14 protein-coding genes are annotated in these 15147 nt (G+C 48.5%); 2 read left to right on the forward strand and 12 right to left on the reverse strand.

Annotated features, from left to right (window positions below; translation table 11 throughout):
- Positions 1-24: 24 nt before the first annotated feature.
- From nuoF to IC229_RS23435, 11 genes are all read right to left on the reverse strand, one after another.
- The gene (nuoF, locus tag IC229_RS23390) at positions 25-1365 is read right to left on the reverse strand and encodes an NADH-quinone oxidoreductase subunit NuoF (protein ID WP_190889454.1); all 1341 of its coding nucleotides are present in this window, start codon (positions 1363-1365) and stop codon (positions 25-27) included.
- 7 nt (positions 1366-1372) lie between these two features.
- A complete protein-coding gene (locus tag IC229_RS36300) occupies positions 1373-1570 on the reverse strand; it encodes a ParE family toxin-like protein (protein ID WP_449451363.1) in 198 nt (65 codons plus the stop codon).
- Positions 1571-1623: 53 nt separating this feature from the next.
- Entirely contained in the window at positions 1624-1824 is a 201-nt protein-coding gene (locus IC229_RS23395; RefSeq protein WP_190889455.1) for a hypothetical protein, read from the reverse strand.
- A 3-nt stretch (positions 1825-1827) separates the two neighbouring features.
- Complete coding sequence (gene nuoE / locus IC229_RS23400; RefSeq protein ID WP_190889456.1) at positions 1828-2331, reverse strand: NADH-quinone oxidoreductase subunit NuoE; 504 nt, start codon at positions 2329-2331, stop codon at positions 1828-1830.
- Positions 2332-2334: 3 nt separating this feature from the next.
- Positions 2335-2763 (reverse strand): DUF29 domain-containing protein, encoded by a 429-nt coding sequence (locus IC229_RS23405; RefSeq protein WP_190889457.1) that lies wholly within the window; start codon positions 2761-2763, stop codon positions 2335-2337.
- Positions 2764-2774: 11 nt separating this feature from the next.
- The gene (locus IC229_RS23410; RefSeq protein ID WP_190889520.1) at positions 2775-4007 is read right to left on the reverse strand and encodes an NADH dehydrogenase (quinone) subunit D; all 1233 of its coding nucleotides are present in this window, start codon (positions 4005-4007) and stop codon (positions 2775-2777) included.
- A gap of 91 nt (positions 4008-4098) precedes the next feature.
- On the reverse strand, positions 4099-4599 hold the full coding sequence (locus IC229_RS23415) for an NADH-quinone oxidoreductase subunit C (protein ID WP_190889458.1): 501 nt from the start codon (positions 4597-4599) through the stop codon (positions 4099-4101).
- Positions 4600-4683: 84 nt separating this feature from the next.
- Positions 4684-5229, reverse strand: a complete 546-nt coding sequence (locus IC229_RS23420; protein WP_190889459.1) for an NADH-quinone oxidoreductase subunit B — start codon at positions 5227-5229, stop codon at positions 4684-4686.
- Positions 5230-5293: 64 nt separating this feature from the next.
- On the reverse strand, positions 5294-5665 hold the full coding sequence (locus IC229_RS23425) for an NADH-quinone oxidoreductase subunit A (protein ID WP_190889460.1): 372 nt from the start codon (positions 5663-5665) through the stop codon (positions 5294-5296).
- 242 nt (positions 5666-5907) lie between these two features.
- Entirely contained in the window at positions 5908-6840 is a 933-nt protein-coding gene (locus tag IC229_RS23430; RefSeq protein ID WP_190889461.1) for a DUF4249 domain-containing protein, read from the reverse strand.
- Positions 6840-9245: a TonB-dependent receptor gene (locus IC229_RS23435; protein ID WP_190889521.1), complete on the reverse strand. Its 2406-nt coding sequence runs from the start codon at positions 9243-9245 to the stop codon at positions 6840-6842. Before IC229_RS23435 ends, IC229_RS23430 begins: the two co-directional genes overlap by 1 nt.
- A gap of 257 nt (positions 9246-9502) precedes the next feature.
- Between IC229_RS23435 and IC229_RS23440 the strand changes: the two genes are divergently transcribed.
- Positions 9503-10843 carry an NAD(P)/FAD-dependent oxidoreductase gene (locus IC229_RS23440; RefSeq protein WP_190889462.1) on the forward strand — a complete coding sequence of 447 codons (1341 nt, stop codon included), beginning with the start codon at positions 9503-9505 and terminating at the stop codon, positions 10841-10843.
- Positions 10844-11066: 223 nt separating this feature from the next.
- Here the strand turns inward: IC229_RS23440 and IC229_RS23445 are convergent, their stop codons facing one another.
- Positions 11067-11504 (reverse strand): peptidylprolyl isomerase, encoded by a 438-nt coding sequence (locus IC229_RS23445; protein WP_190889463.1) that lies wholly within the window; start codon positions 11502-11504, stop codon positions 11067-11069.
- A gap of 309 nt (positions 11505-11813) precedes the next feature.
- Here IC229_RS23445 and IC229_RS23450 point away from each other — a divergent pair, with 309 nt between their 5' ends.
- Positions 11814-15035, forward strand: coding sequence for an efflux RND transporter permease subunit (locus IC229_RS23450; RefSeq protein WP_190889464.1), 3222 nt, complete (start codon positions 11814-11816; stop codon positions 15033-15035).
- Positions 15036-15147 lie beyond the last annotated feature (112 nt).

The following is a 15147-nucleotide window of genomic DNA, read 5'->3' on the forward strand; positions in this document are numbered from 1 at the left end:
TAAGCGGCTTTCCAGCCGCGTTACTTACACCAATGCCATTTCCCCCCGATAAACAGCTCCCGGTTGGGTAGCTTCCGACGGGTTATCAATGTGCCATTGGAACTCATCCCGGAAATGGCGGATCGCGCTGGCTACGGGCCAGGCGGCTGCATCGCCAAGCGGGCAAATGGTGTTTCCTTCTATTTTTTTCGCTACGTCGACCAGCAAGTCAATGTCCTGCTGATGACCGTGTCCGTACTCAATGCGGTGAAGAACTTTCTCCATCCAACCTGTTCCTTCGCGGCAAGGGCTGCATTGGCCACAGGATTCGTGATGGTAAAAGCGGCAGAAGTTCCAGGTGTTACGTACAATACAGGATGTTTCGTCGAATACTATAAATCCACCCGAACCTAACATCGTACCCGTTGCGAAGCCTCCATCCGATAGCGATTCATACGACATTAGCCGCTTTTCTCCATTGGCTAATGTAAGGGCTAAATTGGCAGGCAGAATGGGAACTGACGAGCCACCAGCGACTAGTGCCTTGAATTTATGACCCGGACGAATACCACCGCACCACTCGTCAGCGTAAATAAAATCTTCGACCGGAACCCCCAGTTCAATTTCATAAACGCCCGGTTTATTGATATGCCCCGAAGCTGAAATCAATTTCGTTCCTGTGCTACGTCCGATGCCAATTGCAGCATATGCATCACCACCATTATTGACAATCCAGGCCGTTGTAGCAATCGACTCTACATTATTAACTACCGTAGGGCACTGATAAAGCCCTTTTACAGCCGGAAATGGCGGTTTGTTACGTGGATTGCCCCGCTTGCCTTCCAGCGATTCGAGCAGGGCGGTTTCTTCACCACAGATGTAAGCACCACCACCGGGTTGCACGACTAGTTCAAGGTCGTAGCCACTACCGAGGATATTTTTACCAAGGAATCCTTTGGCTGTAGCTTCGGCGATGGCTTTTTCGAGGATGTGTATTACGTACATCAGCTCGCCCCGCACATAGATAAACGACTTATTGGCTCCTAGCGCGAACGATGAAATAATCATACCCTCAATGAGTAAGTGAGGGATCATTTTCATCAGATAATGATCTTTGAACGTACCTGGTTCCGACTCATCAGCATTACAAACCAAGTAACGGGGAACGCCCTCGGGTTTAGCCAGAAAGCTCCACTTCATACCCATCGGGAAACCGGCTCCACCCCGTCCACGAACGCCTGCTTTTTTTACTTCTTCTACAATAGCGTCGGGCGTCATCGTTTTGAGCGCTTTCTCGACAGCCGTGTAGCCACCTTGTTTCCGATAAACATCGAATGTCTCGATGCCAGGAACGTCAATATGTTCGGTTAATATCTTAATACCCATCTGCGCGTTAACCAATCAATTTATCATACTCGGTATGCGTACCAATCCAAAACCATAATAACCCTTCTTCAATTTCAATGCCGACTGCTCGGAACTGTTCGCCAACTCGAACAGACCAGTACTGATTGACCTGTTTAAAATGTAGAGAAGGGTGTTTAGGATTCTGTTTCAGCAAGGCATAATTTTTATCCGCTAATTTCTGAATCGCTGTTGGTAATTAGTCATAACGGCTCCAGAAATCAGGCGCTGTAAAATGTCTCACAATTCCCGGAATCGACCCGCTTTAAAATCACTTATTGCTTTACTGGCTAATGTGTCAAGTTTACCGCCTTTCACATCCTCTTCAAATTTCTTATCCCAAGCTAGCGCGTCAAATTCATTGAACCAGTTCCGAAATTCGGTTAGTTCTTTCGCTGAAAGTTGCGACACCGCTGATTCTATTTCCGTTATCGTTGACATATACTATTTCGATAACTCGTCAATGATTTCGTCTACTCGATCGTTGGTCAGGTGCATGTAGTATTTTTCCCGAATCTGGAAAACTGGCCCCATGCCGCAGGCCGCCAGACACTCCACTTCCTTCAGCGTAAATCGCCCGTCTACCGTAGTTTGTCCGGCATCAATACCCAACCGGTTTTTCAGGTGCGCGTAGACTTCTTCGCCCCCCATCAGGCAGCAGGGACCCGTACGGCAATATTCGATGACGTGTTTGCCAACCGGATCGAGGTGATACATCGTGTAGAACGTAGCAACTTCGTACACTTCAATCGGCTGGATATCAAGCATGCGTGCTACGTAGTCCATACCTTCGGGACTGGTCCAACCCTCCTGCTCCTGCAACAAATGCAGAAGCGGTAACAACGCCGATTTTTGCCGACCTTCGGGGTAGCGTGCAATAATTTCCTTAGCCTTTGTCAATCGTTCCGGCGTAAATTCTACAGCGGAATTATTCGTCTCTGTCGTCATCGTTTACAGCAGGTATTCATCCTCAAAAACTTCATCCCAGGTGAGTGGGGGCACAGAACCGAGTGGCTGACCAATTTCATCTTCTGCTTCTCCAAGTGCCATTTCAAAAGCTCGGTCCCACAGTGTTGCAATTACATCGTTGGTAATCGAGGGCGTTTCTTCCTGCGTATCCCGTATCTCAATCCGCGCATTGTGAATCGACCGAATCCAACTTGTTGAACGCCTACTCGGTTGTATTTTCCACTTAAGAATATGCTTCATCAATCGAACAAGCTGACTTTTAACAGCTCGTCGGTCCGCTCGTACCATTGCTTCAATTAACTGCTCTATACCTTCCTCAGCGTCCATGACTTCTCCGGCTTCAAGCGATTTCTTCACTTCAATGGCAGTTAAGTAATGCGAGTTAAATACTAATTCAGGCCAGTTTTTCATAACGGAAGCGTTTACGCGTCCAACTCACCAGCAATTACGTTCATGCTACTCATAATCACAATGGCGTCGGACAGGGTCAAACCTTTGCACATTTCCGGGTAAGCCTGATAATATATGAAACAGGGACGCCGGAAATGAAGTCGATACGGTGCGCGACCGCCGTCGCTAATCAGATAGAAACCTAGCTCACCATTTCCGCCCTCAACAGCGTGATACACCTCGCCAACAGGAGCGTCGATTTCGCCCATCACAATTTTGAAATGATAAATGAGGGCTTCCATGTTTTTGTAAACTTCCTGTTTGGGCGGCAGGTAATATTGCGGAGCATCAGCGTAGTAAGGGCCTTCAGGTAGGTTGTCCATAGCCTGCTGAATAATCCGTAGGCTCTGCCGCATTTCCTCGTTACGTACCATAAAGCGGTCATACGTATCACCACTTTGTCCAACCGGGATGTCGAACTCGAAGTCCTCATAGGAGGAATACGGATTCATGACGCGCACGTCATAATCTACACCCGCAGCGCGAAGATTTGGCCCTGTGAAGCCGTAACTTAACGCCCGCTCTGCCGAAATCCCTCCCACACCAATCACGCGGTCCATGAAAATGCGGTTGCGGTTGAAGAGATTTTCAAACTCAGTCAGCACTTTCGGGAAACGTACCAACAGCTCTTTAATCTTACGTATCGCCGTGGGCGAAAGGTCGCGCTCCATGCCGCCGATACGTCCCATGTTGGTCGTCAGACGGGCTCCGCAAATTTCCTCGTAGATTTCGTATATCTGTTCGCGCTCCTGATAGATGTACAGGAAGCCCGTAAATGCACCCGTGTCTACACCCAGAATTCCGTTACAGATGAGGTGGTCGGCCAGACGAGCCAACTCCATCATAATCACCCGTATATACTGCGCCCGCTTGGGAACTTCGACGCCTAGCAACTTCTCGACCGTCATCCACCAGCCCATGTTGTTGATGGGCGACGAACAGTAATTCATCCGGTCAGTGAGGGTTGTGATTTGGTAAAAAGGCCGACGTTCGGCAATTTTTTCAAAAGCCCGGTGGATATAGCCGATGGTCTGCTCGCCCGACACGATTTTCTCGCCATCCATTTGCAGGATGTTCTGAAAAATGCCGTGCGTGGCCGGGTGCGTTGGTCCCAGGTTAAGCGTGGTCAGTTCGTTAACGTACTGAACCGGCCCCTGTTCGGCAGGCAGGTTTTTTTTGGCTATATCAAGTTCGTCAAGCATAATTCAATGAGTGAATGAGTGAATGAGTGAATGAGTGAATAAACCAGCTACAGAACGTATTCGCTAATTCACTCATTCGCTCATTCACAATTAGTTACCGTCCAAACAATGCGTCAATTTTGTCTTCTCGCGTACCGTCCTCAAGCGGATATTCCTTACGCATCGGGTAATAATCCATTTCTTCCATGTTCAGAATCCGGCGCAAATCGGGATGACCATCGAAGATAATACCAAACAGGTCGAATGTTTCGCGTTCCATCCAATTGGCACTGGCAAACAAAGGTGTCATCGTTGGTATGTGTACATCATCGGCGGTCAGATAGACCTTGATGCGCAATCGAAAATTATTGGTCAGGCTGTGCAGGTGATAGACAACACAGAATTCTTTCCCCTTCGAATCCGGGTAATGTACGGCCGTTATATCGGTCAGGAAACCAACCTGTAATGTCGGATGATTTTGCAGGAAAGCTACGAGTGGAATAATCTGTTCACGGCTGGTCGAGAACGTGAGCAAATTATATGGGTCATCGAAGTCGGTGACGGCCTCGCCAAACTGATTGATTATGGTCTGCGCAACTTCTTCGTTGGTCAGCATTGTCAATGAGTGAATGAGTGAATGCGTGATTGAGCGAATGACTTAACAGGGCATTTCGCGCTAAAAAAACAATCACGCATTCTTTTATTGAATATTATACGAATTCAGAAGCTTCTGATACTCTTCAGTGTTACGTCGACGTAGCGATTCGTTTTTGGCTAATTCCTGCACCTGCATCACACCGTCCAGAATTTGCTCTGGACGAGGTGGGCAACCCGGTACGTAAACATCAACCGGAATAATGCGGTCGATGCCCTGCAGTACGCTATACGTATCGAAAATACCACCGCTCGACGCGCAGGCACCGATAGCAATAACCCACCGAGGTTCAGCCATTTGCAGGTAAACCTGCTTCACAACAGGCCCCATTTTTTTTGCAATGGTACCCGCTACCAGCAGCATATCGGCCTGACGGGGCGAGAAACTGGGGCGTTCGGACCCAAACCGGGCCAGGTCAAACGTCGAGGCCATTGTCGACATGAACTCAATTCCGCAGCAGGACGTAGCAAATGGCAATGGCCAGAGCGAGTTTGCCCGGGCCAGCCCTATTATTTTATCGAAAGATGTAGCTGAAAAACCGGGACCGTCATAACTCGCGGGGGCTTCAGCCAGCTTAATATCAGTTGCCATGAATACGTTGTAGTTACCTACTAAAACAACGAATAAGTATGCTCAAAAATTCATTTATCAGGACTTATTCCCACTTCAAAACCCCCTTGCGGATGATGTAGTAAAATCCCGCCAGAAGCAGTCCCATAAACAGGATCATCTCGATAAAGCCCGTCATTCCCAAGCCTTTAAAATTTACTGCCCAGGGATACAAAAAGATAACCTCTACGTCGAACAGGACGAACAGGATGGCAATCAGAAAATACTTGATAGAAATTGGGGTTCGAGCGTCTCCTTGTACGGGGATACCGCACTCGAATGGGTCGTCTTTCTTCTGGCTGTTCCTTTTGGGGCCAATATTGTGGGTAACAATCATCGTTGTCACGATGAAGCCCAAAGCTAAACCAAGTTGGATAAGCACCGGAAGGTAATCGGCCGGAACGTAGGTTGCATTCATAGAAGTAGGTCAGAAAAACAGCACAAAGGTAGCGATAAAACCGATAGACTCGTGACAATAAGCTACGTAGCGCGGGATGACCGTCAAATATAGAATCTGTTTAAACTTTTTCAAAAAGCCGTTTTTTTGTCATGCTGAGAAACGAAGCATCTTGAACCATCCAAACAAGTGAGTAAGGATACGTTAAGATGCTTCGTTCCTCAGCATGACAAAAAAAGCTTCTGAAATTCAGACTGATTAGCCTATTTGATAGTCAAGGTCTTACTGGTGGTGTTGTATCCGGCAAAACAGCCTAATCCTCCGTCTATATTACTGGGAATCAAGACAGGTTCGGCAAAGGGATTGTTACGTGATCGTCGCTGTCGGTTAATGGCGTCCTGAAAAAGGAAGTAAGATTGATCGACGCTGAGCAGGTTAAGAATAACTCTGGCTTTTCTAAATTGGTTGTGGAACTTAACAGATGGATTGATATTTAGATAAGCCCGCCCAGAAGGTATCACGGTTCCATCGACACCCGAGTCGCTGAACAAGCCCCGATTGTCATCCTCAAACGAAAGACCGCTGGCACTTTCTGTCTTACACGATACACAACTGGTTAAGATGTAGCGCAATGAGCCTGATACTTGGTAATAATTGACCTGGTTGGCGGGATCCTGCCAGTTTGCCTGAAGATAGTAGCGCTGGTTGATCGAATCGAGTTTCACTTCTTTCAGAGGAACAGCCGCTGGTATGGTACAGCGGCTGGTAGCAATTTGACCGTTAGGTGTAGTCACGTGCAGAGTATACGTACCATCCACAACAATAGGTAACGAGCGGATGTCGGCGCTATAATAAGGGCGACTTTTTACTGTGTCGCCGGCTACGATTCGATTATACGTTAAAACAACGGTTCGACTTCCATCTGATAACGTAACTGTGGCATCTGTTACGTTGTTACCGGTTTGCAATAAACTAATACTATCGCCCACAACCGTATTCGACCGTGTGACTTTTACAGCCAAAATCGTATCCTGCGGGGAAAGGTAGCAGGTAACCACCAACTTTGTCGACGTAGCACCCAGCAGACTCGGCGACACTTCATTCCGAAGGCTGGAACAGCTATTCAACCCAATAAAACCGGCCAGAAAAGCCAGCAACGTAGCAATAGCCCGACGATTTTGAACGAATAACTGCATCAGAATTTGAAATTATAACTAACCGCCGGAACAATCGGGAAAACAGAATAACGAAACAGCGCCGTGCGGGCGTTTGTCGTAGCCGTAGCAGGAACTGACTCAAGCCGGTAAAAGAACGGATTGCGCCGGTTGTACAGGTTGTAAAAACTGATTTCCCAGGTACGTTCATGCGTTCGTTTCTGCTTGTGAAACTGAATACTGAAGTCGAATCGATGATAGGCTTCGGCGCGAAACGTATTTTTCTGCGTACCATAATCGTCGACAGTACGTGTATTCTGGAAAAGGCCCTGAACAACAGCCGAATTTGGCATACCGCCCGTAACCACTGCATTGCCAGGGCGATACGTATCGTAACGACCAACAGGCACAGTAAGCGCATTACCCGTACCATACACCCACGTAGCAGACAACGTAATACGTTTGTTCAGTTCGTAAATGCCAACAACCGATACGTCATGTCGCCGGTCGTAACGCGGGAAAAATGGCTTTCCGCCATTCAATTCGTCAAATTGCCACTGCGTCCAGGAAAGCGTGTAGCCAACCCATCCCGAAAGCCGACCAATTTTCTTTTGGAGCAAAAACTCACCGCCATAACTCCAGCCCCGACCCGCCGTTACGTTGTCTTCCCAACGTACCCGATTGGCTCCAGTCGGATCGTTGATAAGCAGAAAACTGGCTCCTTCTTTATAATTGATGATGTTATTCATCTGCTTGTAATACCCTTCGACAGTCAGTGCCAGGCCTTTATCGGTATAGTCTTTAGCGATGCCAACCGCTACCTGCTGCGACTGTTGGGGTTTCACCCGGTCGGTGGTGGGGACCCAAAGGTCAGTGGGCAGGCCGATGCCAGTGTTAGAAAGCAGGTGAACGTATTGATTCATGAGTGCGTACGACGCTTTCACCGACAAATCGGGCTTGATGGTAAGTGCCGCCGAAATCCGGGGTTCGGGCCGGACGTAGCCAACACCCGTCCCCTGAAAATAACTGAGCCGGAAGCCACCGTTCACGCGCAACTTGCTGGAAGGCCGCCACGTATCTTCGACGTAAAGGCCGGATTCCAGTACGTCGATAGTATTGATATTGTCGATGGATTGGTTGATGCCCGCATTCTGCAACACCACCGCACTGGGCGTGAAGCGGTGATACGTGCTCTGAAGACCCATCCGAATTGAATGTTGAGGAGCCGGATAAAAATCAAAGTCATATTTCAGACCAAAATCCCGAATCCCGGAATTATAGTAAAGCGAATACACTTCGGTATCCTGAGCACTACGTTCGACGGCCGAAATCTGGAACTTGTAATCACTGAAAATCAGGGAAAGATTCGAAAAAAGCTTCTGATTGAACAGGTGATTCCAACGTAACGTGGCGGTGGTATTGCCCCAATTTAAGCCAGTATCAGTATTACTGGTCTTGTCGGTGGCGTAGAAACGGTCACGGCCAAAGTAGGCGCTCAAATACAGTTTGTCTTTCGGACTGAAATCGTAATTTGCTTTGGCGTTGAGGTCGTAGAAATAATAACCAGCTTCGGTCTGTCCCTGCGTCTGAGCTTTGATGATCGGAGCGGCTACGATATCCAGATACGTCCGGCGAGCCGATATCAGAAACGAACCTTTATGGTTCTTCGTCAACGGGCCTTCGAGCATCAGTCGACTGGCAATCAAACCAATACCACCTTCGCCGTGCAGTTTATCGCGATTACCATCTTTCATATTCAGGTCGATAACCGAAGAAAGACGACCACCGTAGCGAGCTGGAAAACCACCTTTGATGAGTTCGACACTTTTGATGGCATCGCCGTTGAAAACCGAAAAGAAGCCGAATAAGTGGTTGGCATTATAGACCACTGCATCGTCCAGAATGATCAGATTCTGGTCGGGGCCACCACCCCTGACGTAGATACCTGTTTGTCCCTCAGAGCCTTTCTGTACGCCAGGCATCAGTTGCAACACCTTCAATACGTCCTTTTCGCCCAGAAACGCCGGTATTTTCTTGATTTGCGCTATCGGTACGTCAATCGCGCTCATCTGGGGCGTTTCGCTCACCTTTTCAACGAGTGTTCCCGCCGTCACGGACACTTCAGCCAGTGCCTGACCGGGTGTGAGCAATACGTTCTGCGTACGGTTGTTACGTAGTGAAATGGTACGTGTAATGCTCTCATAGCCCACGAACGAATACGCCAATCGAACGCTGTCCTGAGCGGGTAACGTAAGCGAGTAAAAGCCGTACGTATTAGTAGTAGTGCCAGTCGTGGTACCGGGGAGATAAACGTTTACACCAATCAAAGCCTCCTGACTGCCCGTTTCACGAACGTACCCACTCACCGTGAAGCGGGAACCTGTCTGGGCACGTAGCAGATAAGGAAAGAACAATAAAAGTACTGGATACAGGAAACGTAATGGCATGAAGAAACGTAAGAAGTTACCGGTGGTTACGTATTTTGTCATGCTGACGAAGGAAGCATCTTAAAGTATCCAAATAAGCTAGTAAGGATATTTTAAGATGCTTCCTTCGTCAGCATGACAAACTAAAAACGATCAGCTAGTAAAATCGTATATAAACGGGAACGACAGATGGGCAAAAGGCTGTTTTTCAAACAAAAGAGAGTATTGTAAAGTACTTACAGCAGGAAGTTCCTGTCTACGGAAACCAAAGACTGATTATGCTTCAATTCGATAAACTCTCGCTCAATATACCAGATACAGCCAAGCCACGCGTCGTCATTATCGGGGGCGGTTTTGGGGGTATGAACCTGGCCAAAAGTCTGCGCAATACGGATGTGCAGATCGTTCTGTTCGACAAACAGAATTACAACGGATTCTGGCCGCTGCTGTATCAGGTAGCCACCGCCGGTCTGGAGCCGGATGCCATTGCTGAACCGTTCCGGAAGATGTTCGATGGCTATGAAGATTTTCACTACCGCATGGTGCGGGTCAACAAGATTGATACGTCAGCTAAAACCGTCACTACGCTCATTGGCGAGTTACACTATGATTATCTGGTGATTGCCGCTGGCTCTAAGTCAAATTTCTTTGGGAACGCTGATATTCAAAAGTATGCCTTTCCGCTGAAAACCATTCCCGAAGCGCTCAACGTACGCAGTCAGTTTTTGCAGTGTTTCGAACAGGCCAGCGTCACGACCGATCCCGCCGAGCGTGAGAGTCTGCTTACGTTCGTGATTGCAGGTGCAGGGCCAACGGGTGTTGAAATGGCGGGCTCGCTGGCCGAAATGCGGAAACACGTATTACCCAACGATTATCCGGGCCTGGATTTCAGTCAGATGAAAATCTACGTAGTGGAAGGGTTAGGTAAAGTCTTACCACCAATGTCGGATGAAGCGGGCAAAAAATCACAAAAATACCTGGAAGATTTGGGTGTGATCATTAAGCTTAATACGTTGGTTGAAGCGTATGATGGTGAGACTGTTACGTTCAAAGGGGGCGAAAAAATCAGGACGCAGACGCTGGTCTGGGGAGCCGGTGTAACGGGAGCACTTATCGCGGGAATTCCGACAGAAGCAATTGAAAAAGGCCGGATTCTGGTCGATCCCATCAACCGGGTGCAGGGTCTGAACGACGTATTTGCTATCGGCGATATTGCGTTCATGAAGCTGGAAGATTATCCCAAAGGTCATCCAGGCGTAGCGCAACCGGCCATTCAGCAAGGGAAACATTTAGCCAAAAACCTGCGCCACATCCTCAAAAACGAATCGACCGAACCGTTTGAATATTTCGACAAAGGTTCGTTGGCCATTGTTGGTCGAAGCCGCGCCGTTGCCGATTTGCCGGGTAACGTTCACTTAGGCGGTTTCATCGCCTGGATGGCGTGGCTGTTCGTACACATCTGGTATCTGGTCGGTTTCCGAAGTAAACTGATTGTGTTCAGTAACTGGATGTATCGCTTATTTACGTATCAGCGCGGCACTCGGATCATCATTCGTCCATTCGTGCGGAAAGATGATGTGGTCGGGCAGAAGATTCTGGTTCAGAATGAAATGGAGTAGTCGATTTACTACGTAGTATACTATCTGGTAACAAGTTAAAAATGAGCCGTTTTCGTCATGCTGACGCAGGAAGCATCTTAAAGTGTCCCAATTTGAGAGTAAGGAAATCTTAAGATGCTTCCTGCATCAGCATGACGAAAACGGCTCATTTTTAACATATTCATAAAACCTTGCAATGAGTGGGCCGAGAATGTAGAATGACTCAGTCACGCCACCACTACGTCTATTCTTCAACAACAGTAATGCTGTTGATTTTGTCGCCCTGACGAATCTGATCGATTACGTCCAGCCCTTCAACAACTTTCCCGAAAACGGTGTGATTCCGGTCGAGGTGGGCGGTGTTCTGACGGTTGTGACAGATAAAAAACTGAGAACCACCCGTGTTACGTCCCCGATGCGCCATTGAAAGGACACCCCGATCATGGTATTGATTTTCGCCGGTTAGTTCACAATCGATGGTGTAGCCGGGTCCACCGGCACCCGTGCCTGTTGGGTCGCCCCCCTGAATCATAAAATCGGGAATAACACGGTGGAATTTAACGCCATCATAGAATCCCTTTTTGGCAAGCGTAATAAAATTATTGACCGCTTTGGGTGCATCTTTCTCAAAAAATTCGATTAGCATCGTCCCTTTGTCGGTATTCATTTGTGCCTTTGGCATAGCAAAATCTAATTTTGTTGTAAGGACAAATTTACGACAGAATTCCGGGAATGGGTACGTAACAGAAGCTGTCAATTCGATTACTCAAGACTGGCTAAAACTTAACAAGCAAGAAATTCTTGGAATAAGCCAATTATTCACACCAGATTTTCGAAAAAATTGGACTAAATTGCCTGACCGTAAGTAGGTAATGAGAAAAGTTGGTATCTCGTCGCTTGTTTTTGTGCAATTATACTTAGACAATCACGGCTTCCTGAGTAGTAGTACCTCCGCAGTTTCCGTTATCTCTATTTTTCTCCGCTCTCTACCATGTGGATTGTCCGCTTAGCGCTTGAAAAAAAATATACGATTGCCGTAATGGCCCTTCTCATCATGATTATGGGTGGGCTGGCCGTTACGCAAATGCCGACCGATATTTTTCCACGTATCAACATCCCGGTGGTGTCGGTTATTTGGGGGTATAGCGGGCTGTCGACCAACGAGATGGAGAAGATGATCACGAACTTCTCCGAAACGTCGATCATCAACAACGTAAGCGACATTCAACGGGTTGAATCACAGACTTATAATGGCACGGCTGTCCTGAAAATCTTCTTTCAACCGACTGTTAAAATTGAAGAAGCCATTGCGCAGGTAACGGCTATTTCACAAACAATTCTGGTCAGAATGCCACCCGGTACACAGCCTCCTCTGATTGTCCGATACAACGCCACCGACGTACCAGTGCTTCAGTTGGGCCTATCATCGGATAGCCTGACCGATCCGCAGATTACGGACTACGCAACGACACGGGTTCGCCCACAGATTTCGACGGTGCAGGGTAGCCGATTATCGCAGGCATTCGGCGGTAAAAGTCGACAAATTGCTGTCGATCTGGAGCCAGAACAATTGATTGCCTACAACGTAACGCCCGAAGAAGTGCTGAACGCCGTAGCGGCTCAGAATCTGACACTTCCCGGTGGTTCGCTACGTATCGAAGACCGTGAATACAACGTCCGGCTCAACTCCAAGCCCGACGTAATCACTACGTTGAACGACATTCCGATTAAAGTTGTGAATGGCGTAACGGTTCACATGCGCGACGTAGCGAACGTACACGATGGAGCCGCCGTACAGACCAATATCGTAAAACAGGACGGCAGCAAAGGCGCGCTGATGCGTATTGTGAAAACCGGAAACGCATCGACCACTGAAATTGTCGATAAGATCAAAAATCAAATTCTGCCGACCATACGGGCGGCTGCACCGGCCAATTTGCGCATAGAAGCGCTGTTCGATCAATCGTTATTTGTGCGAGCGTCTATCAAAGGTGTTTTGGTAGAAGGACTGATTGCAGCCTTATTGACGGCTGCGCTGATTCTCCTGTTTCTGGGCAGTTGGCGGAGTACGCTCATCGTAGCCATTTCGATTCCGCTGTCCATTCTTACGTCGCTGATTATCCTGTATTTGCTGGGCGAAACGCTGAACATCGAAACGCTGGGCGGTCTCGCGCTGGCAATCGGGATTCTGGTCGATGATGCGACAGTAACTATCGAGAATATCCATCGGAACGAAGAATTGGGGATGCCCTTACGTCAGGCGATTCTCGAAGGTGCCCAGCAAATTGCGACGCCAACCCTCGTCTCTACGTTGACAATTTGCATCGTATTTACCTCCGTGCTTTTTCTGGAAGGTCCCGCTCGGTTCTTATTCGGGCCGTTGGCTGAAGCAGTTGTTTTTGCCATGCTGGCGTCCTACGTACTGTCGCGAACGCTGGTACCCGCGCTGGCCGATCTGATGCTACGTAACGAACACGCCCACAAATCGGACGGCAAAGCTCAGCCGGTAACACCAATAGAAACAGAAAACCATTCGTTTCCTATAGCGCCACGCTTTGCTAAACAGGCCCCCCCCCACACACGCCCTGCCGGTTTGCATGAACGCTTTAATGCCCGTTTCGAGCGTTTTCAGGCCCGCTATATGCGTTCGCTGGAATGGGTACTCAATCATCGTCGGACGGTACTGGTCATTTTTGTGGCCGTAGTGGCCTTTACGTTCGTGCTGCTACCATTTGTAGGTCGTGATTTTTTCCCACAGGTCGATGCAGGGCAGATACGTTTACACCTACGCGCTCCGGCAGGCACCCGACTCGAAGCTACTGAACAGATTTCGGCGAAAACGGCTGAAATTGTGCGCGAAGTGATTCCCGAAGAAGAAATTGGCTCAGTCATTAGCAACATTGGGCTGACATCAGAACGCTATAATTTCTTTTTCTCCGATAACGCGACGGCCAGTTCGGCCGATGCCGAATTGCTCATCTCGCTCAGTGAGGAACGCGAGGGCGCAACTGATACGTATGTACGCGCGCTACGTGAACGACTTCGCGAAGAAATGCCCGACGTTACGTATTTCTTTCTGCCCGCCGACATTGTCAGTCAGATTCTGAACTTCGGCCTGACCTCGACCATCGATATACAGGTTTCTGGTTTCGACCGGGTCAATAACCTGAAGCTGGTACATGAAATGCAGGACAAAATGACGCAGATTCCCGGCCTGGTCGATGTACGTCTTCATCAGGTGCTGGATGCGCCCGAAATCTTTCTGGATGTTGACCGCGAACGGGCTAGTCAGTTCGGACTAACGGAACAACGTGTAGCTACCAACCTGAATATTTCGCTGAGTGGTACCGGTCAAACGCGCCCCAACTTCTGGCCCGATCCGAATACCGGTTTTCCGTACATCATTGCCGTACAAACACCACCGTATCAGCTAGATACATACGACAAACTGCTTAGAACGCCAGTTAGCCCCGGTCAGCAAGCCACACCACAGTTATTAAGCAACATCACAACCGTCCGGCGAACAACGGCACCGGTTATTATCAACCGGGTCAATACGCAGCCAACCTATGATATTTATGCGTCCGTCGAGAAAACAGATTTGGGGTCGGTGGCGGAAGCCCTGAATAAACTCGCTGCGGAATATAAAACGCAGCTGAAGCCCGGCAACACTGTTTCGGTTCGGGGGCAGGTTGAAAGTATGGAAAGCGCGTTTAACCGGCTCGGTTTAGGGATTGTGTTCGCGGCTTTGTTCGTGTATCTGCTGATGGTAGTCAATTTCCAGTCGTTTCGGTATCCGTTCATTATCATAACGGCGTTACCTGGTGCGTTGTGCGGGATGGTCTGGATGCTTTTCCTGACGGGTACTACGTTCAGCATTCCTTCGCTTATGGGCGCGATCATGAGTGTGGGCGTAGCCACGGCTAATAGTATTCTGCTGGTTAGTTTCGCCAAAGACCATTTGCCCGCCGTAAAAGGGAACGCTTACGAAGCCGCCCTCGAAGCCGGACGCACTCGCCTTCGACCAATTTTGATGACGGCCATTGCCATGATTATCGGGATGTTGCCTATGTCGCTGGGATTGGGCGAAGGAGGTGAACAGAATGCTCCGCTGGGTCGGGCAGTCATTGGCGGGTTGCTCATGGCGACGTTCACTACGTTGTTGTTTGTGCCTGTTGTGTTTAGTTATTTGGTACGGAAGAGTAATGCATAATGGAAAATGGATGATAAAAAATCAATCAATGTTGAGTAATGTGCATACTCGTTTTTGTCATGCTGAGGAACGAAGCATCTTAAAGTGTCCAAACCTGAGAATAAGGAATCCT

The sequence above is a fragment of the Spirosoma profusum genome, from assembly GCF_014699005.1.
In the GTDB taxonomy this organism is placed as follows: Bacteria; Bacteroidota; Bacteroidia; order Cytophagales; family Spirosomataceae; genus Spirosoma; species Spirosoma profusum.

What these genes read in the sequence shown, in the direction of transcription:
- nuoF (WP_190889454.1), bottom strand. Translation starts at nt 1,365, where the DNA reads ATGGGTATTAAGATATTAACCGAACATATTGACGTTCCTGGCATCGAG.
- IC229_RS23395 (WP_190889455.1), bottom strand. Translation starts at nt 1,824, where the DNA reads ATGTCAACGATAACGGAAATAGAATCAGCGGTGTCGCAACTTTCAGCG.
- nuoE (WP_190889456.1), bottom strand. Translation starts at nt 2,331, where the DNA reads ATGACGACAGAGACGAATAATTCCGCTGTAGAATTTACGCCGGAACGA.
- IC229_RS23405 (WP_190889457.1), bottom strand. Translation starts at nt 2,763, where the DNA reads ATGAAAAACTGGCCTGAATTAGTATTTAACTCGCATTACTTAACTGCC.
- IC229_RS23415 (WP_190889458.1), bottom strand. Translation starts at nt 4,599, where the DNA reads ATGCTGACCAACGAAGAAGTTGCGCAGACCATAATCAATCAGTTTGGC.
- IC229_RS23420 (WP_190889459.1), bottom strand. Translation starts at nt 5,229, where the DNA reads ATGGCAACTGATATTAAGCTGGCTGAAGCCCCCGCGAGTTATGACGGT.
- IC229_RS23425 (WP_190889460.1), bottom strand. Translation starts at nt 5,665, where the DNA reads ATGAATGCAACCTACGTTCCGGCCGATTACCTTCCGGTGCTTATCCAA.
- IC229_RS23430 (WP_190889461.1), bottom strand. Translation starts at nt 6,840, where the DNA reads ATGCAGTTATTCGTTCAAAATCGTCGGGCTATTGCTACGTTGCTGGCT.
- IC229_RS23435 (WP_190889521.1), bottom strand. Translation starts at nt 9,245, where the DNA reads ATGCCATTACGTTTCCTGTATCCAGTACTTTTATTGTTCTTTCCTTAT.
- IC229_RS23440 (WP_190889462.1), top strand. Translation starts at nt 9,503, where the DNA reads ATGCTTCAATTCGATAAACTCTCGCTCAATATACCAGATACAGCCAAG.
- IC229_RS23445 (WP_190889463.1), bottom strand. Translation starts at nt 11,504, where the DNA reads ATGCCAAAGGCACAAATGAATACCGACAAAGGGACGATGCTAATCGAA.
- IC229_RS23450 (WP_190889464.1), top strand. Translation starts at nt 11,814, where the DNA reads ATGTGGATTGTCCGCTTAGCGCTTGAAAAAAAATATACGATTGCCGTA.